The organism is Ruegeria sediminis (assembly GCF_005938215.1).
Classification (GTDB): domain Bacteria; phylum Pseudomonadota; class Alphaproteobacteria; order Rhodobacterales; family Rhodobacteraceae; genus Ruegeria; species Ruegeria sediminis.
Genome location: NZ_VCPD01000002.1, coordinates 723,632 through 746,176, shown reverse-complemented (window position 1 = coordinate 746,176; position 22,545 = coordinate 723,632). Strand labels below are relative to the sequence as shown.

Annotated in this window: 18 protein-coding genes and 3 pseudogenes; 15 read left to right on the top strand and 6 right to left on the bottom strand. The window is 62.6% G+C overall.

The window, feature by feature from the left end; all coding sequences use genetic code 11:
* Positions 1-64: 64 nt before the first annotated feature.
* Positions 65-769 (top strand): annotated as a pseudogene (locus FGK63_RS08150) (IS6 family transposase).
* 156 nt (positions 770-925) lie between these two features.
* On the opposite strand, the gene FGK63_RS08145 reads toward FGK63_RS08150, so the two are convergent.
* From FGK63_RS08145 to FGK63_RS08130, 4 genes are read right to left on the bottom strand one after another with little or no spacing between them, the layout of a single operon-like run.
* Positions 926-1,549: an amino acid synthesis family protein gene (locus tag FGK63_RS08145; RefSeq protein WP_138841106.1), complete on the bottom strand. Its 624-nt coding sequence runs from the start codon at positions 1,547-1,549 to the stop codon at positions 926-928.
* A gap of 13 nt (positions 1,550-1,562) precedes the next feature.
* Positions 1,563-3,674 (bottom strand): CoA transferase, encoded by a 2,112-nt coding sequence (locus tag FGK63_RS08140; protein ID WP_138841105.1) that lies wholly within the window; start codon positions 3,672-3,674, stop codon positions 1,563-1,565.
* Complete coding sequence (locus FGK63_RS08135) at positions 3,671-4,477, bottom strand: alpha/beta fold hydrolase (RefSeq protein WP_138841104.1); 807 nt, start codon at positions 4,475-4,477, stop codon at positions 3,671-3,673. Before FGK63_RS08135 ends, FGK63_RS08140 begins: the two co-directional genes overlap by 4 nt.
* Positions 4,477-4,881, bottom strand: a complete 405-nt coding sequence (locus FGK63_RS08130) for a RidA family protein (RefSeq protein WP_138841103.1) — start codon at positions 4,879-4,881, stop codon at positions 4,477-4,479. Before FGK63_RS08130 ends, FGK63_RS08135 begins: the two co-directional genes overlap by 1 nt.
* A 143-nt stretch (positions 4,882-5,024) precedes the next feature.
* Here FGK63_RS08130 and FGK63_RS08125 point away from each other — a divergent pair, with 143 nt between their 5' ends.
* Genes FGK63_RS08125 through FGK63_RS08110 form a run of 4 tightly spaced genes read left to right on the top strand, consistent with a single transcriptional unit; the run spans position 5,025 to position 9,336 of the window.
* On the top strand, positions 5,025-6,506 hold the full coding sequence (locus tag FGK63_RS08125; RefSeq protein WP_138841102.1) for an aldehyde dehydrogenase: 1,482 nt from the start codon (positions 5,025-5,027) through the stop codon (positions 6,504-6,506).
* 27 nt (positions 6,507-6,533) lie between these two features.
* The gene (locus tag FGK63_RS08120; protein WP_138841101.1) at positions 6,534-7,568 is read left to right on the top strand and encodes an LLM class flavin-dependent oxidoreductase; all 1,035 of its coding nucleotides are present in this window, start codon (positions 6,534-6,536) and stop codon (positions 7,566-7,568) included.
* A gap of 14 nt (positions 7,569-7,582) precedes the next feature.
* Positions 7,583-8,386 carry a carnitinyl-CoA dehydratase gene (locus FGK63_RS08115; protein WP_138841100.1) on the top strand — a complete coding sequence of 268 codons (804 nt, stop codon included), beginning with the start codon at positions 7,583-7,585 and terminating at the stop codon, positions 8,384-8,386.
* On the top strand, positions 8,383-9,336 hold the full coding sequence (locus FGK63_RS08110; protein ID WP_138841099.1) for a 3-hydroxyacyl-CoA dehydrogenase NAD-binding domain-containing protein: 954 nt from the start codon (positions 8,383-8,385) through the stop codon (positions 9,334-9,336). Before FGK63_RS08115 ends, FGK63_RS08110 begins: the two co-directional genes overlap by 4 nt.
* On the opposite strand, the gene FGK63_RS08105 is transcribed toward FGK63_RS08110, so the two are convergent.
* On the bottom strand, positions 9,302-10,387 hold the full coding sequence (locus FGK63_RS08105; protein WP_138841098.1) for a GlxA family transcriptional regulator: 1,086 nt from the start codon (positions 10,385-10,387) through the stop codon (positions 9,302-9,304). The genes FGK63_RS08110 and FGK63_RS08105 overlap by 35 nt on opposite strands.
* A gap of 134 nt (positions 10,388-10,521) precedes the next feature.
* Here FGK63_RS08105 and FGK63_RS08100 point away from each other — a divergent pair, with 134 nt between their 5' ends.
* The 10 genes and pseudogenes from FGK63_RS08100 to FGK63_RS08055 all read left to right on the top strand — a co-directional run bounded on the left by FGK63_RS08100 (position 10,522) and on the right by FGK63_RS08055 (position 21,625).
* Positions 10,522-11,412: a beta-keto acid cleavage family enzyme gene (locus FGK63_RS08100; RefSeq protein ID WP_138841097.1), complete on the top strand. Its 891-nt coding sequence runs from the start codon at positions 10,522-10,524 to the stop codon at positions 11,410-11,412.
* Positions 11,413-12,414, top strand: a complete 1,002-nt coding sequence (locus FGK63_RS08095) for an ABC transporter ATP-binding protein (protein WP_138841096.1) — start codon at positions 11,413-11,415, stop codon at positions 12,412-12,414.
* Positions 12,415-12,493: 79 nt separating this feature from the next.
* On the top strand, positions 12,494-13,603 hold the full coding sequence (locus tag FGK63_RS08090; protein ID WP_138841095.1) for an extracellular solute-binding protein: 1,110 nt from the start codon (positions 12,494-12,496) through the stop codon (positions 13,601-13,603).
* Between the two features lie 59 nt (positions 13,604-13,662).
* A complete protein-coding gene (locus FGK63_RS08085) occupies positions 13,663-14,511 on the top strand; it encodes an ABC transporter permease (RefSeq protein ID WP_138841094.1) in 849 nt (282 codons plus the stop codon).
* Positions 14,508-15,305, top strand: coding sequence for an ABC transporter permease (locus FGK63_RS08080; protein ID WP_138841093.1), 798 nt, complete (start codon positions 14,508-14,510; stop codon positions 15,303-15,305). The genes FGK63_RS08085 and FGK63_RS08080 overlap by 4 nt, the downstream gene beginning before the upstream one ends.
* A gap of 13 nt (positions 15,306-15,318) precedes the next feature.
* Positions 15,319-16,479: an acyl-CoA dehydrogenase family protein gene (locus tag FGK63_RS08075; RefSeq protein ID WP_138841092.1), complete on the top strand. Its 1,161-nt coding sequence runs from the start codon at positions 15,319-15,321 to the stop codon at positions 16,477-16,479.
* On the top strand, positions 16,476-18,569 hold the full coding sequence (locus FGK63_RS08070) for an acetate--CoA ligase family protein (protein WP_138841091.1): 2,094 nt from the start codon (positions 16,476-16,478) through the stop codon (positions 18,567-18,569). The genes FGK63_RS08075 and FGK63_RS08070 overlap by 4 nt, the downstream gene beginning before the upstream one ends.
* A gap of 2 nt (positions 18,570-18,571) precedes the next feature.
* Complete coding sequence (locus FGK63_RS08065) at positions 18,572-19,717, top strand: serine hydrolase domain-containing protein (protein WP_138841090.1); 1,146 nt, start codon at positions 18,572-18,574, stop codon at positions 19,715-19,717.
* Between the two features lie 289 nt (positions 19,718-20,006).
* Positions 20,007-20,678: pseudogene (locus FGK63_RS08060) on the top strand (IS6 family transposase).
* A 237-nt stretch (positions 20,679-20,915) separates the two neighbouring features.
* Positions 20,916-21,625: pseudogene (locus tag FGK63_RS08055) on the top strand (IS6 family transposase).
* Here the strand turns inward: FGK63_RS08055 and FGK63_RS08050 are convergent.
* A protein-coding gene (locus tag FGK63_RS08050) for an IS5 family transposase (RefSeq protein ID WP_246043983.1) occupies positions 21,613-22,337 on the bottom strand; the annotation gives its coding sequence in 2 pieces (ribosomal slippage) (positions 21,613-22,041 and positions 22,044-22,337; 723 coding nt in all). The pseudogene FGK63_RS08055 and the gene FGK63_RS08050 sit on opposite strands and share 13 nt — an antisense overlap.
* Positions 22,338-22,545 lie beyond the last annotated feature (208 nt).

Here is a 22,545-nt window from a genome sequence, read left to right as displayed (position 1 = left end):
CTGGCGGGGCGCTGTCAAAGCAAACCGGCTTGAGGCGGGGAGAGCGGTTTTGTAGCTTCCGCCCATGACCAAGCGATCGCCGTTTCGCTACTTCAAAACCAGCCCGGAAATCATCCGCTTGGCAGTAATGCTGTACATCCGATTTCCGCTCTCTTTGCGAAACGTCGAGGATCTTCTCCATGAACGGGGCATCGACGTGAGCCACGAAACCGTCCGGTTCTGGTGGCATCGGTTTGGTCCGATGCTTGCGTCCGAAATCCGAAAACGTCGCGTGATGATGATGCAGTCGAGCCAATGGCGATGGCATCTCGACGAGGTGTTCGTGAAAATCAATGGGGAACGTCACTATTTGTGGCGGGCCGTAGATCACGAAAGTGAGGTCTTGGAGAGCTTTGTGACAAAGACCCGGGACAAGAAGGCGGCGTTGAAATACTTAAGGAAGGCAATGAGAAAGCACGGACGGCCTGAGACGATTGTTACCGATCGTTTGCGCTCGTACGGCGCTGCTCTGAAGGAAATCGGTACAGCGGATCGGCAGGAAACAGGGCGCTGTTAAAACAGCAGGACCGAGAATTTGCACCTGCCATTCCGACGACGAGAACTGGAGATGCAGCGATTTAGGCGCACGCGAAGTTTGCAGAAATTCGCCTCCGTTCATGCTTCCGTCTGCAATTAACTCAATCAGGAGCGCAGCCTCACCTCCCGAGCCAACTTCAAGCAAAACCGCGCCGCGGCTCTCGCCGAGTGGTGCGGTCTCTGCGCGGCATAAGGGGCAGCAATACTGTCCTTGCAGAGACTGGTTCGCATTAGTCCGGCAGCACCCGTCTAACAGAACCGCTGCTGGGATCGGGGCCCCCATTGATGGGGTCACCCCGGCCCTTTCTGGAAGGTTGGGTGCCGACGTCAGACAAGCCGCCCCATGAAGCTAGGATTGCTTTCCTCCGGTTCCTACGGCGGCGGGGTCCTGAACATCCCGGCCTAGTTCGGCCAGATCGGAGTATCTGTCCCCGATGCGGTGATGCGGTCGTCCGCGTGTTGCGGCCCCCAGCGCGACCACCAGCTCGTTACTGGCGGGTGCGTCATAGACCGAGAATTGCACCGTCAGATAATGCGACCTGCGGCCGGTATCGTGCTTGTCCATCAGCGGGATCTGGATTTGCGTATTTGCGGGTCCCCGCGTGTTGGTAAAACCGAGATAGCTTTTCGCACCCACCGCCTCACGATAGAAATTGCCGAACTTCAGCGTGTGGATCAGCGCCGAAGCATGCTCGACCTCACAATTCGTTCCCGAGATGCAAGCCTTGCCATAGGCCTCGATCGCCTCGCCCGATCCGGCCAGAGCGATCAGACGGTCGGTCAGGAGTTTGCCCAGAACCGGCGCCATGCGGCGGATCTCGGGCGAGAGATCCTCGACAAAGCCGCGCCCGGCCCAGGGGTTGGCCACCACCGCCGCGACCCCGATCATGCGCAGGACCGGGTCGGCGGCCCGGCCGCCCTCGGTGTGGATATCCTCGTCAAACGTGACCACTTTTCTCAGTTCCGGAAGCATCTGGGTTCTCCTGTCAGACGGTGTATTCGGTGTGATCGGAAATCGAATGGACGACGCCGCTGCTCTCGGTGCCGTGGTAGATGCCAAAACTGCCATGGCGATATTCCCGCTGATATCGCGCCAGCATCGAGCGTTCGGTGCTGCTGGCGACTTGTTCCAGCGGCAGCGCGGCAAGGTCGTGATAGCGCATGCCCTCGGGCGCGGCACCGCTGACCGTTCCGTGATAGACGATCGAATGCGCGCCGGTCTGACTGTTCTGGAAAACGGCGTACAGGTGGTCGAGCCGGGGAGCGAGGCCGCGACCGTCCATGTACCGCACGAAACCTGCGACCGTGTTGTCGCCCAGCGGTGCCTTGGGAACCGCGAGGGTGCCGTCCGGCGCCTCCTCCAGCAGGATCCGCTCGCCATCGGCCAGGACGGCCGCGATGACACCGTTCGCATCCTTGGTCGCCGCGTCGGCCAGCCTGTTTTCCAGTCCAAGGTCGAAATAGGCGCCGTTGAAAAAGCCCAGCGGCTTGCCCTCGATCACTTCGTGCCGCAGGACGCGCCCGATCAGGATCAGGTGGTCCCCGGCATCGACCAGCCTGTGGCGGGCACAGGCAAAGGTCGCTAGCGCCCCGTCGATGAGCGGCAGCTCATACGGACCCGCATGCCAATGGGTGCCGGCGAATTTCTCGGCCGAGCGCGAGGCGAACACACCTGAGATCTCTTTCTGCGCATCCGACAGGATGTTGACCGCGAAATGCGGCGCCTGGGCAAAGACATCGCAGCTATGCGCCGTCTTGGCGAGGCAGACGAGCAGCAAAGGCGGGTCGAGCGAGACCGAGCTGAAAGAATTGGCGGTAAAGCCGCGTGGCGTTCCGTCCTTCTGCCTTGTGGTGAGCACGGTCACCCCGGTGGCGAATTGCCCAAAGGCTCGGCGCAGGTCGCGCCGGGCGCTGTCGTCGAGGGGCGCGCTGTCCACCAGCGTGTCGAGCAGCGCGTCATGCTCGCCCAGCCGCGGCGGGGCAGGCAGGGAAACCGGTGCCTGCCCGCCAAAGCGCAGCGGGTTGGCGGCAACGGTCCACGGCGCATGGCCGGGTTCGGGATGGGGAATTGTCTCCAGCATGTGCCGCGCCGCGACATGCGGATCGGCGACGATATCGGCCACGGTGTTGAGCGGACCAAAGGGCACATGGCCGCCCAGCAGATCGGCTAGTTCCGCCTTGCTGCGGGTCGCGGTCCAGTCCGAGACGATCCCGTTGATCTCGACCGAATTGGCGGAACGCCCCGCGCGGGTGGAGAAACGCTCGTCAGCGCCAAGGTCGGGGCGGTTCATGATCTCGGTCAGCTTCTGCCAGAACCTGTCATCGACAATGCCAAGTGCCACATGACCGTCGGCGGCGGGAAACACGCCGAAGGGCGCCAGCAGCGGGTGGCCGTTTCCCTCGGGGCCCGCTACCTGTCCGGTCATGTCATTCAGATAGACCATGCGCTCGCACATCGAGATCATCGCGTCATACATGGCGACATCGACGAAACGGCCCTTGCCGGTCGCCTCGGCCTCCCGCAGGGCGGCGAGAATGCCAAAGGACATCATCATTCCCGCAAAGATGTCGCCGATGCCGGGGCCGACCTTCGTCGGCGTGTCGGCATCGGGGCCGGTCATCGCCATCAACCCGCCCATCGACTGCGCCACCACGTCGTAAGAGGGCCAGTCGGCATAGGGGCTGGCCCCGGTGCGCGGGTCGCCGAAACCGCGGATGGCGGCGTAGACAAGCCGGGGATTGGCCTCGGCCAGGGATTCATAAGACAGCCCGAGGCGGTCCATCACTCCGGGCCGGAAATTTTCCAAAACTACATCCGCCGTCGCCGCCAGCCTGCGAAAGGCGGCCTTGCCCTCGGGCGATTTCAGGTCGAGACGGATGCTTTTCTTGCCCCGGTTCAAGCTGACGAAATACCCTGACCAGTCGCGGTTCGGATCGTCCTCGCGATAGGGTCCGTTGTTGCGGCTGGTGTCGCCGGTGCCGCTTTCGATCTTGATGACCTCGGCACCGTGATCGGCCAGGAACATGCTGCAATAGGGACCCGACAACATGCGGCTGAGATCCAATACCCGGAGACCTTTGAGGATCGTGCTGCTCATCCGGTCGCCCCCCTTGGCAAGCCGTCCAGGAACCGGCGCAGCGGCTTATTGACGGCCGCGGGGTCCTGGGCCAGGGCCATATGGCGCAAACCCGGCAGGACCAGCGCCTGCGCCCCCTTGATCTCGGCGGCGATGGCGCGGGTCATCTCGGGGCCGTTGCCGAAATCCTCGTCCCCGGTGATCACCAGCGCGGGGCAGGACAGCGGCGAGACCGGGGCGGTAATCTCGTCGATGCCATCGGCCAGAACCCGGTAGATCCGGTGATAGACCTCCTTGCGGTTCGCCGTGACCCAGCCGCGCACGGTGTCCATCATCGCAGGATTGGCCTGGCGGAAATCTTCGGTGAACCAGCGCTCCAGCGCCGCGTCGACCGTCGCTGCCGGGCCCTGGTCGCGGGCCTGCTCGACCCGTGCCAGGATCGCGGCCTGCGCCTCTGCGCTGCGTTGGTGAGGCGAATGCAGGATGACCAGCGCACGCGCCCTGTCGGGAAGATCCTGCGCGAACCGGCGCGCAATCATGCCCCCCAGCGAGAACCCGGCGATCACGGCGTCGACAATGCCGCAATTGTCGAGCAGGTTGCGCAATTGGCGCGAAAAGAGCGACAGGCTCGGCGCCTCGGGCGGATCCACCGAGTCGCCGTGGCCATAGAGGTCATAGCTGAGCACGCGATAGCCGTCGGCCAACGCCGGAATGGTCCATTGCCAGCAGGCCCGGTTCAGCCCCAGACCGTGGATCAGGACCACGCAGGGCGCATGTTCAGGACCCGCAAGCTCATAGGCGCTGCCATCGGGTGCAATCGGCATCAGTCCTCTCCACTCAGGGGCTTGTAGGCCATCACCTCGACCTCGACCCGGGCATCAACCAACAGGTCGCTGACGACCGCCGAGCGGGTCGGCGGGTCGTGCGGGAAGTATTCGCCATAGACCGAGTTGAAGCCGGGGAAATCGCTGCGGTCGCGCAGCCAGACCATGGCCTTGACCACATCGTCGCGGGTGCAGCCGGCCAGGGCGAGGGTGGCGGTGATATCATCGAGTACGGCGCGGGTCTGTTCCTCGACCGATCCGGTGGTCATCGGCACGCCTTTCCGCATCGGGATCTGGCCGGTCAGGAATACAAAATCGCCGGCCCGGATGGCACGCGACAGCGACAGTACCCTGCCACCGATTTCGAGAGGGCCGCCGACTACCTGTTTCTTGCTTCTGGTCACGTTCACATCTCCCTTTGCGGTCAGCCTGCCCTGACCCCCAATCCTCAACTTGAGAATTTTCGACATGTGGATGGCGATTTTTCGCACAACTCGCCGACGATTCGCCGTTTTGAATGAGACAAGTCACAAAAGGGGGGACCGACATGGCCGATATCCAGAGCTACCGGATGCTGATCGACGGCGCTTGGATCGATGCCTCGGACGGGTCGCTGTTCGACAGCACCAACCCCGCCGATGGCAAGGTGTGGTGCCGGGTTCCCGAAGCCACCGAGGCGGATGTGAACCGGGCGGTCGAGGCGGCGTATCGCGCCTTCACCTCGGGACCCTGGGCCAGGATGACGCCGACCGAGCGTGGCAAGCATCTGCGCCGACTGGGCGATCTGCTGGCGGACCGTTCCGAAGAGTTGGGGCGGATCGAGTCGGTGGATACCGGCAAGATGCTCAAGGAAACCCGCTGGCAGGCCAAGTATATCGCGGAATTCTTCCATTTCTTCGCCGGGTGCGCCGACAAGGTCAGCGGCGAAACGCTGCCCATCGACAAACCGGACATGTTCGTCTTTACCAAGCGCGAACCGCTGGGCGTGGTTGCTGCCGTGGTGCCTTGGAACAGCCAGCTTTTCCTTGTGGCGGTCAAGATTGGCCCGGCCTTGGCGGCTGGCAATACAGTGGTCCTGAAGGCTTCGGAACACGCCAGCGCGGCGATGCTGGAATTCGGGAAGCTGATCGAAGAGGCCGGTTTTCCCCCGGGGGTGGTCAATATCGTCACCGGCCACGGCGAACCCTGCGGCCGGGCGCTGACCGCGCATCCGCTGGTGGCGCGGGTCTCGTTCACGGGAGGGCCGAATGCCGCGCGCCACGTGCTGGAGAACGCCAAGCGCAACTTTGCCGAGGTCTCGCTGGAGTTGGGGGGCAAGTCGCCTTTCATCGTGTTCGAAGATGCCAATATCGAAAGCGCGGTCAACGCCTCGATCGCGGGCATCTTCGGCGCCACGGGGCAGAGCTGTGTCGCCGGATCGCGGCTCTACCTGCACGAGGATATCGCCGATGAATTCCTGGACAGGATGGTGAACCAGGCGCGCGCCATCGTGATCGGGGATCCGCTGGCCGAGGACACCCAGATGGGGCCGCTCTGCACCGCCGGGCAGCTCGAGCATATCCAGCGCGAGGTCGCCCATGCCCAATCCGAGGGCGGCACAGTGCTGACCGGCGGCAAGCAGCCCGAGGGGCTGAGCGGCCTCTACTATGAACCGACGATCATCGCCTGTCCGCGCCAGGATCTGCGCATTGTCGATACCGAGCTTTTTGGCCCGGTCCTGTGTGTGCAGCGGTTCCGCACCGAAGAAGAGGTGCTGGCGCTGGCCAATGACACCGAACACGGCCTGGCGGCCGGGATCTTTACCCGCGACAGCGCCCGCGCGCTCAGGATGGCGGGCGCCGTGCGCGCGGGGATCGTCTGGGTCAACACCTATCGCGTGGTTTCTCCCATCGCCGAATTCGGCGGCATCAAGGGGTCCGGCTATGGCCGCGAAAGCGGGTTCCAGGCGATCTACGACTACACCCGGCCCAAGACGGTCTGGATGAACACCTCCGACGAACCCATGGCCAACCCCTTTGTCATGCGCTGACCGAGAGCCCTTAGAGGAACACAGACAATGAAATTCCAACTTGCCATCAACCTGGAACGGATCGATGACAGTCTCGACATGAATGATGTCGCCCGCCACACGCTCGAGATGGTGCAAATGGCTGAAGAGGGCGGTTTCGACATCGTCTGGGCCGCCGAACATCACGCCATCGAGATGACGATCGCGCCGAACCCGTTCCAGATCCTGACCTGGTGGGCCGGAGAGACCAGCAATATCAGGCTGGGCACTGCGGTGGCCACGGCGGCCTACTGGCATCCGATCAACCTGGCGGGCGAGGCCGCGTTCCTTGACCTGATCAGCGGCGGGCGGCTGGAATTCGGCATCGGCTCTGGGGCTTACCAGCGCGAGTTCGACCGGATGAAACCGGGGCTGAAACAGTCCGATGCCTGGCGCTACATGCAAGAGATGCTTCCGGCGGTGCGCGAACTGTGGAAGGGCGACTATGCCCATGATGGCGAATACTGGCAGTTCCCGACCTCGACCTCGGTGCCCAAGCCGGTGCAGGCCGACATGCCGGTATGGGTCGCCGCGCGCTCGCCCATCACCTATGACTACGCGGTCCGCAACCGCTGCCACATCAATTGCTGGCCGTTGACTCGGCCCTTTGCCGAGGCGGAACTCTACAAGCGGCAACTGGACGAGGCCATCGCCAAGGCCGACAATGGCTGGTTGCCCCGTTTTGCGCTGATGCGCCATGCCTGCATCTATGACAATGCCGCCGACCGCCAGCAGGCATTGGACGCGATCCGGCGTCTGCTGTCGCAATTCGAGAACCTGTTCCGCAATGCCGGCGACGTGGTCAACGGCTTCCCGGCCGCGCTGCCGCTGGACCAGATCGCGGGCCGCGAGCAATACGACCCGGAGATGCTGGAGGAGAACCTGTTGTTCGGTTCGCCCGAAACCGCCATCGCCAAGCTCAAACGCTATCAGGACCTGGGGGTGAGCGAGTTCATCTACTACGCCTCGATGGGGTTGGACCATGACGCGCAGAAACGCTCGCTCAGGATGTTCTGCAACGAAGTCATGCCGGAATTCCGGTGATGGAGGAGACCCAGATGACCGAAGGGGTAAGCACACTCCGCGATGGCCATGTACTCGAGGTCACGCTGTCGCGCGGCAAGGTCAACGCCATCGACGTGCCGACTTCGCAGGCGCTGGCGGCGGCGTTTCAGGAACTGCACGAGGACAGGGAACTGCGCTGTGCGATCCTGACCGGTGGCGGTGACAGGATCTTCAGCGCGGGCTGGGATCTCAAGGCGCTGAACGCCGGCGAGATGCAGCTCGACAACTGGTGGGAGAGCGATGACTACGGGTTTGGCGGTTTTACCGGCCTGACCGAGAACTGGTCGCTAAACAAGCCGGTCATCGCGGCGGTCAACGGGTTGGCCATCGGTGGCGGTTTCGAAATGGCGATGGCCTGTGACCTGCTGATCGCCGCCGATCATGTGGAGTTCGGCCTGCCGGAAATGCCGCTGGGGATCGTGCCGGATGCGGGCGCGCTGCAACGTCTGCCCCGGCGCATTCCGCATAACATCGCCATGGAGATGTTCCTTCTGGGCCGCCGCATGTCCGCCCAGGAGGCCGCCCACTACGGGCTAGTCAACAAGGTGGTGCCCAAGGAGCGGCTGATGGATGCGGCCCGCGAATGGGCCGCCTCGATCGCCTGGTCGGCGCCGCTGGCCATGCAATCGGTCAAGGAGGTTCAGCGCGAGATCGAATGCGTGCCGCTGGAACAGGCGTTTCACAAGATGCGCACCGACCCGATGCCGACCTATCGCAAGATGCTCAGATCCGACGATGCGGCCGAAGGCGTCGCCGCCTTCGTCGAAAAGCGCGAACCCAAGTTCAAGGGCGAATGATGTATCCCGACCCTTCAGCCATCACCCGCGTCGCCAGCATCGGCGGCGGGCCCATCGGCGGCGGCTGGACCGCGCATTTCCTGGCGCGCGGCTATGAAGTCACTAGCTATCTGCACGATCCGTCCGAAGAGGCCGCGTTCCGCACCATCCTCGAAACCGCGTGGATCAGCCTGACCGCGTTGGGCCTCGCGCCGGGCGCGTCGCTGGACCGGCTGACCGTCGTCAACGATCTCGGCGCGGCGGTCGAGGGCGCGGGTTTCATTCAGGAAAGCGCGCCCGAGAATCTGGCGGTGAAACAGGCCCTCTATCGGCGTCTGGGGCGCATCGTGCCCGCGACGGTGGTGATCGGCTCTTCGACCTCGGGCCTGATGATGACCGACATCCAGGCCGAGTGCGAAACGCCCGGGCGCACGGTGATCGGGCACCCGTTCAACCCGCCCTACCTGCTGCCACTGGTCGAGATCGTCGGCGGCGAGAAAACCGACCCGGCGGCTGTTCAGTGGGCGTGCGAATTCTATCGCGTCGCGGGCAAGTCCCCGCTTATGATGAAAAAGGAAATCCCGGGCTTCGTGGCGACGCGGCTGCAGGAGGCGCTGTGGCGCGAGGCGCTGCACATGGTCGCCAATGGCGAGGCCACGCCCGAGGACATCGACATCGCGCTGATCAACGGCCCGGCGCCGCGCATGGCCAGCCAGGGGCAATGCATGGCATTTCACGTGGCCTGCGGCGCGGGTGGCATGGCCACCAATCTCGACCAGTTTGGCCCGGCGCTGAAACTGCCCTGGACCCGACTTGAGGCTCCGGAGTTGACGCAGGAGCTGCGCGACCGCATGGTGGATGGCTGCAACGCCATCGCCGGTGACCGGCACTTTGCCGACCTGGCGGCGCAGCGCGACCACGAGATTGTTGCCGTTCTCAATGCTCTTCGGGAGGCGCGAGAGGCGCAGTAGCGCGCTTCTCACCCGAATTAAGCGCGTGCAGAAAATCCGACAGGGTGCCGGGCCAGGTCGGCGCGGTCTCGTTCGAGGGCCAGGCTTCGCGATAGTCTGAGGGCCTGCGACCGAAGAACTTGCTGAACGAGTAAGAGAAATGCGACAGCGTGTTGAAGCCGGAGGCGGTGGCGATTTCCCGCACGCTGAGTTCTGTGGCGATCAGCAGGACACGTGCGTTCTGCAACCGGCGCAACAGACCGAACTGAACGACGGTGCAGCCGACATGTTTCTTGAACTGCCGCTCCAGCTGACGCTGTGACACGTCCAGCGCGGCGGCGATTTCGGGCACTGTCAGCGGCTCTTCGATGTTGCGTTCGATCAGCGTCATGGCTTGCCGCACCAGCGGCAGGATCGATTCCGTACCACGCCCCATGGTCCGGCGCTGCGAGGACGATCCCTTGCGGATCGGATTGTGCAGCATCTGGTCGGCGATCTCGCCCGAGAAACTCGCCCCGTGCGACTGCTCGATCAGCCGCAGCATCAGATCGACCCCGGCCATGCCGCCGGCACAGGTCAGGATCCGTCCGTCGATGGTGAACAGTTGCTCGACAACGGAAATCTGGTCGAATTTCTCTTGAAAGCCGTTGATCCAGGACCAATGCGTCGTGGCCTCCTTGCCATCCATCAGCCCGGCTCGGGCGACAAGATAGCAGCCAAGCTCTACCGCACAGATGCGTTCGCCTCGGCGGGCGCGCTTGCGCAGCCAAGAGGCCAGCGCCTTGTTTTGATAGTGCTCGCCGCCCCAGCTGGCCAACACAAAGACCTGATCCGCCGACGCGGTCTGTTCCGGCTCGGTGTCCAAATGCACCCGCACGCCGTTGCTGGCCCCCAAGTTCAACCCGTCGAACGAGGTCACCTCCCACGAGAACAAGCGCTCGGATGACAGGTAGTTTCCGATCCGCATGGTCTCGATCATCGTGATCAGGGTCGTCAGGTTGAACCGCGGCACCACCACGAAAACCGAATGGACCTGACCTCTGTCCTGAGGGTTCAACAAGTCGAGCTGCATGACGTTTCCCGAGGTTACAATTCTTTGCACCGTATCAGTATTTTTCGACATGAACACGTCAAATGCGGCGAATAATCGATAGTTTTCGAGGGGATCGGGCCAGCAAATTGGAGTAAACAACAGGGAAAATTCGCATGAACTACGAAGTCGTGCTGACCTGCGCCGTTACCGGCGCCGGTGACACAACCGGAAAAAGCCCGCATGTCCCGGTCACGCCCAAAGCGATTGCCGAGGCCGCAATCGAAGCCGCAAAGGCCGGCGCGGCCATCGCCCATATCCACGCCCGCGATCCGGAAACCGGCCAGGGCTCGCGCGATCCAAAACTGTTCAAGGAGATCGTCGACAGGGTGCGCGACAGCGGCACCGACGTCGTGATCAACCTGACCGCAGGCATGGGCGGTGACTGGACTTCCGACCCCGCCAATCCGGCCATGCCCGGACCGGGCACCGACATGATCGGCCCCGAGGACCGGCTGGCCCATATCGAGGAATGCCGCCCCGATATCTGTTCGCTGGATTGCGGGACGCTGAACTTCTCGGATACCGACATGATCTACATTTCCACCCCACCGACCCTGCGCCGGATGGCGGCGCTGGTGCAGGAATGGGGTGTGAAGCCCGAACTGGAAGTGTTCGACCTCGGCCATATCCGGTTTGCAAAGGCGATGATCGCCGAGGGCCTGATCGACGCGCCGCCGATGTTCCAGCTGTGCCTCGGCATCCCCTGGGGCGCGGAACAGGATGTCGAAACCATGGTGGCGATGAAATCGAAACTGCCGGCAGGGGCCAGCTGGGCCAGTTTCGGCATCGGGCGCGGCCAGATGCCGATGGCCGCCTCCGCAGTTGCGCTAGGCGGCAATATCCGCGTCGGGCTGGAGGACAACATCTATCTCGAACGTGGCGTCATGGCGACCAACGGTCAATTGGTGACCCGCGCGCGCGAGATCATCGAACGCATGGGCGCGCGCCTGCTGACACCGAGCGAGGCCCGCAACAAGCTGAAACTGCGCGGGGCGGAGGGGTAGATGGCCGACGCGTTCTCCGGTGGGAGCCTGCGGATCGAGGGGGTGTCGAAGTATTTCGGCGCGTTCCGGGCCGTCAATGAGGTCGAACTGGAAATCCGCAGGGGTGAGTTCCTGACCCTGCTTGGCCCCTCGGGCTCGGGCAAGACGACTCTGTTGATGATGATCGCGGGGTTTCTGGACATCACCAGCGGCGATATCGCGCTGGACGGAACCTCGATCGCCAACGTCCCTGCCGAAAAGCGCAACTTCGGGATGGTGTTCCAGGGCTATGCCCTGTTCCCGCACATGACGGTGCGCGACAATATCGGCTATGCGCTCAGCGTGCGCAAACGGGCTGAGGGCGAGATCCGGGCCCGCGTCGACGAGATGCTGGAACTGGTGCAGTTGCAGGATTTCGCCACGCGCAAGCCCGGCCAGCTTTCGGGTGGTCAGCAACAGCGGGTGGCGCTGGCGCGGGCGCTGTGTTTCGCGCCGCCGGTCCTGCTGCTGGACGAGCCGCTGGGCGCGCTCGACAAGAAACTGCGGGTCGAGGTGCAGGAACAGCTCAAGGACATTCACCGCCGGGTGGGGACGACCTTCATCTATGTCACCCACGACCAGGAAGAGGCGCTGTCGATGTCCGACCGCATCGTCATCATGCGCGACGGCGCCATCGAACAGGTGGGCTCGCCGCAGGAGCTGTACGAACGGCCCGCAACCCGCTTTGCCGCCAGTTTCCTGGGCAAGTCGAACTTCGTTCAACAGAACGGCGCCGTCTTCGCGCTGCGCCCGGAGAAGATCGACATTCACCTGGGCACCGGCCATCCGCAGGCCCGGCGCCGGGGCACGATCGCCAGCATCACCTATTTCGGGTCGATGCAGCGGATCATCGTCGAGACCACCCAGGCGGAACAGATCGAGGTGGATATCGACGTCTGGCGCAACCGTCAGGCTTTGCACGAGGGCGAAACCGTCGAGCTGAGCTGGCAGGACGAGGCGGCGGTGGAACTAAACGAAAGCTGAATGAGCACCCGAAGAACGCCGGTCAAGGCGTCGCAACAATCGCCCGGCAAGGCCTTGGGCATCTGACAAGGAGGACGAAATGCAAGACAAGCAATTCATGAAGGAAATGCTCACCGAAAGCGCCCATGCCTACAAGGAGGGGCGCATGGACCGGCGGACCTTTCTGGCGCTCTGCGGTGCCTCGGGTGTCGCCATGAACGCCGTGCTGGCGGGCGACGCGCAGGCGGCGGCCGACCATGTCGTGATGTGGAACTGGGGCGGCCAGTCGGTCGAATGCCACGGTTCGGCCATTGGCGATGCCTTTACCGCGGCCACCGGCAAGGGGGTGAAATTCGACACCTCCGGCCCGCTCGAAGGCAAGATCAAGGAAATGGTGGACAGCGGCAACGTGACCGCCGATGTGGCCGATGCGGACCTGTTCAACGCCGTGTCGCTTGGCCCGACCGGGCACCTGGAACCCATCGACTATGACATCGTCAGCAAGGACAAGACCCTGCCGGGCTATGCGCTGGAATACGGGGTGTCGGTGATCCTCTACGGCTATGCCTTCGTCTATGACACCGAGGCCTATGGCGACAACCCGCCCAAGGACTGGAAGGACTTCTTCGACACCGCCAATTTCCCGGGCACACGGGCGCTTTACAAATGGGCCAACGGCTCGCTCGAGGCGGCGCTGATGGCCGATGGTGTGGCTGGCGACGCGCTGTATCCGCTCGACATGGATCGGGCGCTGAACAAGATCAAGTCGATCAAGGATGACAGCATCTATTGGGGCTCGGGCTCCGAAGTGCATTCGATGGTAGTCAACAACGAGGTCACCATGGCCATCATCTGGCAGAATCGGGGGCGCAATATCGAGAACGATACCGACGGCCGTTTCAAGCTGGTCAACAACCAGGCCATGGCCATGCCCGGCGCCTATATCGTGCCCAAGGGCAACCCGGCCGGCCGCGAGGCGGTGATGCAGTTCATCGCCACCGCACAGGAGGTCCCCGCGCAGCTGAAACTGCTCGATTGCCTTGGCATGACGCCGTCGAACCCGGCGGCCTTTGGCGAAATCCCCGAGGACCAGCAGCCCTATGCGATCACCTCGGCGATGAACATCGACAAGATCGTCTACAACGACCCGACCTGGTGGGGCGAGAATGGCGGCGACGCGGTGAACGCCTTCCTCGAGGCCATCAGCTAGGACCCTGCGGCCGCGCCCGCCGCCCGCGGCGACCGGGCGCGGCCGTTCGGAACACGGACATGAACGCAGTGGCAAGACATATCCACCCCGGCTGGGCCATCGTCGCACCGCTTCTGGTGCTCGTGGTCGCGCTCTATCTCGGCCCGATCCTGAACATCATGTGGCTCAGCGTGACCGATCCCGAACCGGGGCTTGGAAACTATCGCAAGCTATATGAAAGCGACTCGCTGTTGCGGATCGTCTGGACGACCCTGCGTATCTGCGTGATCACGACCATCTTCAGCGTGTCGCTGGGCTATTCGATCGCCTATGCCATGGTGCACTGCCATCTGCGGCAGAAGAACTACATGCTCACCCTTCTGCTCGTCTCGTTCTGGATCTCGATTCTGGTGCGGACCTTTTCCTGGCTGATGCTCTTGGGGCGCAACGGGCTGGTCAACAACACGTTTGAGACACTCGGCCTGATCTCGGCCCCGATCGCCTTCATGCGCAACGAGCTGGGGGTGCTGATCGGCATGGTGCATTACATGATCCCCTATGCGGTGCTGCCGCTGCTGGTCAGCATGCAATCGCTCGATTCACGGGTCATGGACGCGTCGCGCAACCTAGGCGCCAGCGGCAGCCAGACCTTCTGGCGCATCTACCTGCCGCTGACCCTGCCGGGCATCGTCGCCTCGACCCTTCTGGTCTTCATCCTCAGCCTCGGCTTCTACGTCACCCCGGCGGTGTTGGGCGGTGGCAAGGTTCTGATGGTGGCCGAATACATCTCGGTCCAGCTACTCGTCACCTTGAAATGGGGCACCGCGGCGATGCTGGCGGCGCTGATGCTGGCGGGCGTTCTGGCCATGCTGTGGATCATGTCGCGCTTCATGAAACTCAGCGCCGTCTTCGGAGGCAGCACGCGATGAGACCGGGCCTGTTTTCCCTGTTCAACCGCGCCGGCGCTTGGGTGCTGCTGCTGTTCCTGGTGACGCCGGCGCTGATCGCCATCCCGGTCTCGCTGACGCCCAAACGGTTCCTGTCGATGCCCGGGAACGAGCTGTCGCTGCGGCATTTCCAGCACCTTTTCACCAGCGAGGAATGGCTGTCGAGCTTCTTTCAAAGCGGGGTCATCGCGCTGTCGACCTCGGTGCTGGCCACGTTTCTGGGCACACTCTGTGCCATTGGCCTGTGGCGTGTCTCGTCGAAATACAGCGAGCTTGTCCGCGCCTTCCTGCTGCTGCCGCTGATCATTCCGCAAATCATCTCGGCCATGGCCTTCTACCGGCTCTGGATTCCCCTTGGCCTGCTGGACAGCTATCTCGGGCTGATCCTGGCCCATACGATCCTGGCCGCGCCGATGGTGCTGATCACGGTCAGCGCCTCGCTTGCCACATTCGATCCCCGGCTCGAGCAGGCGTCAAAGAACCTGGGAGCATCGAACTGGACCACCATGCGGCGGGTCATCCTGCCCTCGATCCGGCCAGGAGTCTTTGCCGGGGCGCTCTTTGCCTTCATCCTGAGTTGGGACGAGATCGTCGTGACGCTCTTCATCTCCAAGTTCAGCGTCTACACGCTGCCGCGCCGCATGTGGAACGGGATCCGCGAAAACACCGACCCGACCGTGGCCGCCGCGGCCGTAGTTCTTATCGCGATCACGATCATCGCCTTTGTCGTCTCGGCCATCCTGTCGCGGCGCAACGCGGGTGAGAGCAGAAGCTGAGAAAGGTTCCGAAATGTACATGGAAACCAGCCACGAGCACGAATTGCTTACAGCCACGGTCCGCAAGTTCGTGGAAACCGAAATGATGCCGCACGAGGACGAGGTCGACCGGCTGGGATATGTCCCCGAAGAGATTGGCCGGCGTATCGAGGCAAGGTCCCACGAGCTTGGCCTTTTTTCCTGCAACCTGCCCGAAGAGGTCGGCGGCGGCGGTCTTGACCTGTCGGCGCAGCGCATCATCGAGCAGGAATACGGCAAGACCACCCACGCCCTGCACAGCTGGGCCGCCCGCCCGACCGAGATCCTGCTGGCCTGTGAGGGCGACCAGCGCGAGAAATACCTGCTGCCCAGCGTGCGCGGCGAGAAGCGCGAATTGTTCGGCCTGACCGAACCCGATGCCGGGTCGGATGCGATGGCGATGAAATCCAACGCCCGCCGGGATGGGGACGACTGGATCCTGAACGGCTCCAAGCATTTCATCTCGGGCCCCTGCATGCCCGATTTCGCCATCGTCTTTGCCGCCACCGGTGCGGATGACACACCGCGCGGGCCGCGCAAGCGCGTCACCGCCTTTCTGGTGGATGTCGGCACGCCCGGATTTGTCTGTCGCGAAGGCACGAAATCGGTCAGCTATCGCGGCTACAAGACGTTCGAACTGCATTTCGACAATGTCCGTCTTGGCCCCGGCCAGGTCCTGGGCGAAGAAGGCAGGGGCTTCGAGATCGCCGGTCAGTGGCTGGGCATGGGGCGCATCTGGGTCGGGGCGTCCTGCTGCGGCAAGGCCGAGCGCATTCTGGACATGGCGACCGAATGGGCCGCCAGCCGCCGCCAGTTCGGCAAGCCGATCGGCGCGTTCCAGGCAACCGGGTTCCGGCTGGCGGACGGGGCGATGAACCTGCGCGCGGCCAACCTGATGGTGACGGACGCGGTTGCCCGCCATCAGGCCGGCCGGATCGCCGATCAGGATGCGGCGATGGTCAAGGTCTTCTGCTCGGAAATGCTGGGCCGGATCGCCGATGACGCGGTGCAGATCTTTGGCGGCATGGGGCTGATGGAGGAGTTGCCGGTTCAGCGTCTGTGGCGGGATAGCCGGCTGGAACGGATCTGGGACGGAACCAGCGAGATCCAGCGCCATATCATCACCCGCTCGATGCTGAGGCCGCTTGGTGCATGAGACTGGCGCAGCGTGAGAATTTCCAGCGCCTGCTGACACCGCGCCATATCGCGTTCATTGGCGGGCGCGATGCGGCGATTGCCATCCGCGAGGCGCGCCGGCGTGGCTTTGCCGGGCAGATGTGGGCGGTGAACCCCAAACGCGACAGGCTGGAAGGGGTGCCCTGCGTGCCGACCATCGCGGATCTGCCCGAGGCACCCGACGCGGCCTATCTGGCCATTGCCGCCGGTGCGGTTACCGAAGCGTTGGCGCAATTATCGGCGATGGGCGCGGGTGGTGTTGTCTGCTTTTCCGCCGGGTTCAAGGAAACCGGTGACGCCGCCGCGGAACAGGCGCTGATCGAGGCGGCGGGCGATTTGGCGTTGGTCGGACCCAATTGCTATGGTCTGATCAACTATGTGGGCAATTCCGCGCTGTGGTCATTTGAGCACGGCGGCTGGTCGCCGGGATATGGCGCGGCGATCGTCACCCAATCGGGCATGTTCTCGTCGGATATCACGATGAGCCAGCGTTCGCTGCCAATGGCCTACATGGTGTCGGCGGGAAATCAGGCGGTTCTTGGGCTCGAGGACTACCTCGACGCCTTTGCGACCGACCCGGCGGTGCGCGCCATCGGCCTGCATATCGAGGGGCTGCAGGATGTCGCCCGGTTCGAACGCGCCGCGCTGCGCGCGCTGGAACGCGGGCTGCCGGTGGTCGCGCTGAAATCCGGCAGATCCAGGATCGGGGCCGCGCTGACGATCAGCCATACCGGCTCGCTGTCCGGGGCGAACGAGCTTTACGAGGCGCTTTTTGACCGCTGCGGCGTGATCTCGGTGACCAACCCCTCGCAATTTCTGGAAACGCTCAAGCTATTGTGCGTGACCGGCGCTCCTCGGGGTGCGCGGGTGGCGGGATTCACCTGTTCGGGCGGCGGGGCCACGATGCTGGCCGATCACGCCGAAAAGATCGGCCTGAGCTTTCCGGCCATCGAAGGTGCGGATCGCGCCGGGCTGAAGGCCCTGCTGCCCGAGATCGCCACCGTGTCCAATCCGCTTGACTACACGACACCGATCTGGGGCCAGCCCGAACACACCTATCCGGTGTTCTCCCGAACGCTCGAGGCCGTGGCACCCGATTTCACGGTGCTGGTGCAGGATTACCCCGCCGCAGGACTGGACGACTCCAAGGTGTATTATCTGAACGACGCCGAGGCCTTTGCCCGCGCTGCCACGGAACGTCAGGTGCCCGCCGCGATCCTTGCCACCATTCCCGAGAACATGGATCCCGATACCCGCCGGATGCTGATCGAACAGGGGGTCGCGCCGATGCAGGGCATACACGAAACCCTGAATGCGATCCGGGATGCAGCGTGCTGGAACGCGGCACGAGCGCGGATCCTGACCTCCCCGCCTGCGCCGCTGATCCCGCCCCATGCCCCCGCCGCACTGACCGGGCAGACAGAGGATGTGGGCAAGGATTGGCTGCGACGGGCCGGTGTGCCGGTGCCCGAGGGCCGCGTCGTGCCCGCCCGAGAGGTCGGGAGCGCTGCTGGTGAGATCGGCTTTCCCGTCGCGCTGAAGATGATGAGCCGGCGACTGGCCCACAAGACCGAGGCGGGAGCCGTCGCGCTGAACATCAGGGACCAGGCCGGTCTGAAGGCGGCGATTGTGCAGATGAACGACGCGGTTGCTGCATATGACGCCGAGGCGATCAGCGACTGCTTTTTGGTCGAGACAATGTCGCCGCCCCCATTGGCGGAACTGATCCTGACCTTGCGGCGCGATGCTCAATTCGGGCATGCGCTGGTGCTTGGCAGCGGTGGCGTTCTGGTAGAGCTTCTGGGCGACGCGGTGACATTGCTTCTGCCGTGCAGCGACGCGGATGTACGGCGCGCATTGGAGGGGTTGCGCTCGGCAGCGCTCTTGCGAGGTTATCGCGGGCGTCCAGCAGCCGATCTGGCACGGATCGCCCGCGACATTCATGCGCTCACTCAAGCCTATCTGGCGGACTGCGCCGAGATTGCCGAGATCGAGATCAACCCGCTTTTCATCTTTCAGGACCGGATCGCTGCGGTGGACGTGCTCCTGCATCGCGAGGCCCGTTGCTGACCATGCTCTCCCGCATCCCGAACCCGGACCTTTCCGTCGACCACACCAACAAGCAACGCTGGAACCGCCCGGCCCATCGGCGCCACGGGTTTCACAACGCGCATCGCCTGTTCCGCCGGGCATTGATGGTCAGGTCACGTACGGTCCTGCCGCTCGAACCGGCACCGATCGACCTGCCGGCAGAAGTAACCGAACTGCGCGCGTTGCTGGACCACCCGGCATTTTCCGCCTTCTGCTGCCTGAGGGGCGGCACGCTCGTTCACGAGGCAGCGGCCAGCGATTTCAGCCCCGTAGCCCCCCATTCGATCCAGTCGGTCACAAAGCTGCACATGCATCTGATTGTCGGACGGCTGCTTGCGCAAGGCCTCTTGTCTCTGGATGCGCGGGTGGCGGATTATCTGCCAGGAATTGGCAGCGGCTATGCCGAAGCGCCGGTTCGCGCCGTTCTCGACATGGCGGTTCACAACGATTTTTCAGAGGATTACTCCAATTCGCAGTCGGACTGCTACGCCGAGGAAATGGCGCTCGGCTGGCGGCTTCCGCCCGGTGGCGCCCCGGAGCCAAGCCTGGCCGAATTCGCCGCGCGTGTCACCGGCTACAAACCCGGGCCGCAACCGGACCGAGCCGACTACAAGTCGGCCAACACCGACGTTCTGACGTTGATCGCGGCGGCGGCGTCACCGGTGCCCCTGGCAAAGCTGATTGAAGAGATCGCCGACGCCGCCGGCTATGAGGGCGCGTTTCACATCAGCCTGAGTCCCGAGAACCTTCCCGCGTTTTCCGGAGGAGGCTGCCTTTGTGCGCGCGATCTGGCACGGTTCGGACTGCTGTTTGCTGGAATGTCCGGCGACGCAAGATACCCGAACAAGGGCTTCCTGAACGATTGCCTCGACCGCCCCGCGCCATCGCTTGAACCTCCGAGGGACTGGCTCAGGTACTCGGGCCACATGATGACCGATGGCCGTCTTCTGGGTCATGCCGGATATGGCGGCCAGTTCCTGATGGTCGATTCAGCCTCCGGGACCTCCTGCGCTTTTCTCAGCGTGCTTGAAAACGAAGACGGGTACGATCAGGACTACATGTCCCGGGTGGCCGATTGTCTGAGGAAACTGTGCAAGTTCCTTGAAGAGCTCCCCAAGTGTTCTTGATCCGGCAAGCGCATTGGCGTCAGGATCTGTGATTTGCGCAGCTCTACGGTGTTTCCCTTGAGGGTTCAAGGATCTCTCCGGGCGCTGTCAAAGCAAACCAACTTCAGGCGAGGAGGGCGGTTTTGTAGCGTCGCGCCATGATCAAACGATCGCCTTTGCGCTGTTTCAAGAGCACTGTCAGAGAGATGTCGCTTGAGACGGGCAGGGCGGTTTCGTAGCGTTTTGCAATTACGAATCCGAACCCGTTTCGCTATTTCCGATTCACCCCGAGATCATCCGCTTGGCGGTGATGATGTGCGTTCGGTTTCCGCGTTCGCTTCGGAATGTGGAGGATCTTCCAAATGAGCACGGTATCGGCGTTAGCTGTTGATTGGTGCGGTTTTGGTGGCAACGGTTTGGGCCGAAATCTGCGGCTGAGCTCCGAAGGAAACGCGTCCAATAACTGCACGCTTGTTCGAATTGGCGATGCCACATGGATGAGATGTTCGTGAAGATCAACGGTGAGATGCACTACCTCTGGCGCGCCGTTGACCACGAAGGTGAGGTCCGGGAGGGCTTCGTCACCAAAAAGCGGGACAAGAAGGCGGCGCTGAAATTCTTAAGGAAAGCAATGCGCAAGCACGGACGGCCTGAGACAATTGTTACCGATCGATTGCGCTCCTATGGCGCTACTCTGAAAGAAATTGGTGCATCGGAACGGCAGGAAACGGGAAGCTGGTTAAAAAAATATCGGGCCGAGAATTCGCACCTGCCATTCCGTCGACGCGAACGGGCGATGCTACGCTTTAGGCGGATGCGAAGTTTGCAGAAATTCTCCGCCGTCCACGCCTCGGTCTACAACTGGTTCAACGCGGCGCACAGCCTCACCTCCAGATCAAATTTCAAGCTGAACCGCGCGGCTGCTCTCGCCGAGTGGGCGGTCTCCGCGCAGAATATGCGACAGCGATCCTGCCCTTGGTGAGACTGGTTAGAATCCGTCAGGCAGTACCGCACCCATGCCTGCCTCACTTCAGTGGTGTTTGTTGACCCGAAATTGTGCCACGATTCCCGCGGGTTGTCGTGTCCATTTCCCATCCGGGACGATCCAACAAGCACACCCAGGGCGCGGTACTGGCGGGTGTCTCTGTTGGGCGTATTGGCGGGCTTTGTCAGAGAAATTTGCCTTGAGCTGGGCAGGGCGGTTTCGTTGCGTCTATCGATGATCAAGCGCAGCCCCTTCCGCTATTTCCGAGCCTCGCCCGAAATCATCCGCCTGGCGGTGATGATGTATATCCGGATTCCGCTGTCGCTTCGGAATGTGGAGGATCTCCTACGCGAGCGCGGCATCGACGTTGGCCATGAATCCGTACGGTTCTGGTGGCAGCGGTTTGGGCAGAAGTTTGCGGCTGAGATTCGCAAGAAGCGCGTTGAAAACCTTCGCTCGTATTCGAGTTGGAAGTGGCATCTGGACGAGATGTTCGTGAAGATAAATGGAGGGCCGTGGACCACGAAGGCGAGGTTCTGGAAAGCTTCGTGACGAAGACACGCGACAAGAAATCCGCGTTGAAATTCTTAAGGAAATCAATGAAGCGCTATGGTGGGCCTCAGATCATTGTGACCGACAAGCTTCGGTCCTACGGTGCTGCAACGAAGGACATTGGCAATGCCGTTACGCAGAAAACTGACCGCTGGCTGAACAATCGAGCGGAGAATTCTCACCTGGCATTCCGACGACGGCGACGGGCGATGCAGCGCTTCCGTAGAATGCGAAGTTTGCAGAAATTCGCCGCTGTTCACTCGTCCGTCTCATACCATTTCGATCAGGAGTGCCACCTCTGTACCCGGGCAAACTTCAAGCTGATCTGCAACGCAGCTCTTGCTGAGTGGCGTCAACTCTGTCCCCCTAGGGTCAGGATTCATAACCAGTAGATGACGGTTGCTGCGAGGGCGATGGCTGAGAGGAAGACTTTCGGACAGCGATCATAACGTTTTGCCACGCGCCTCCAGTCCTTGAGCCTACCAAACATGATCTCAATACGGTTGCGCCGTTTGTATCGGCGCTTGTCATACTTCACGGTTGTCTTGCGTTGCTTTCGACCCGGGATGCAGGCGCGTATCCCTTTGTCTTTCAAGGCGTCCCGGAACCAGTCTGCATCATAGCCACGATCCCCGAGCAGCCAGTCCACATTTGGTATGCTGCTGAGCAAAGCCCGAGCACCGATGTAATCGCTGACTTGCCCCGCGGTGACAAAAAGGCTGAGCGGCCGCCCTTGGCTGTCACAGATGGCATGCAATTTGGTATTCATGCCGCCCTTGGTTCGGCCAATCAGGCGACCACGCCCCCCTTATTCGCGGCCATGCTGGTCGCAGTACGGTGTGCCTTCAGATAGGTCGCATCGATCATCACGGTCTTTTCCTCGCCGTGTTCGACAGCCAGGCCGACCATCATCTGGGCGAAGATGCCTTTCTCGCTCCAACGTTTCCACCGGCTGTAGAGCGTTTTGTGTGGCCCGTAGGCTTCGGGCGCATCTCGCCACCTTAACCCATTGCGGTTGATAAAGATAATCCCGCTCAGTACCCTTCTATCATCGACCCGTGGTCTGCCGTGCGACTTCGGGAAGAAAGGGGAACGCTTGGCCATCTGCTCATCGGTCAGCCAGAAAAGGTCGCTCTTATCACCGCTCCGTTTTCCGAACTGTGAATCATGCAGCGCTTTCAAAATCAATGCATCTTGACCCTTCTGTATCTGACCTTTGCTAATCTGCCCCCGTCACCGCCCTGGGCCTAGGGTGATGACGGGGCGGTGTTTGGCGTCTGAGCCTTGTGGCATTGACCACGTTTGTTGGCGT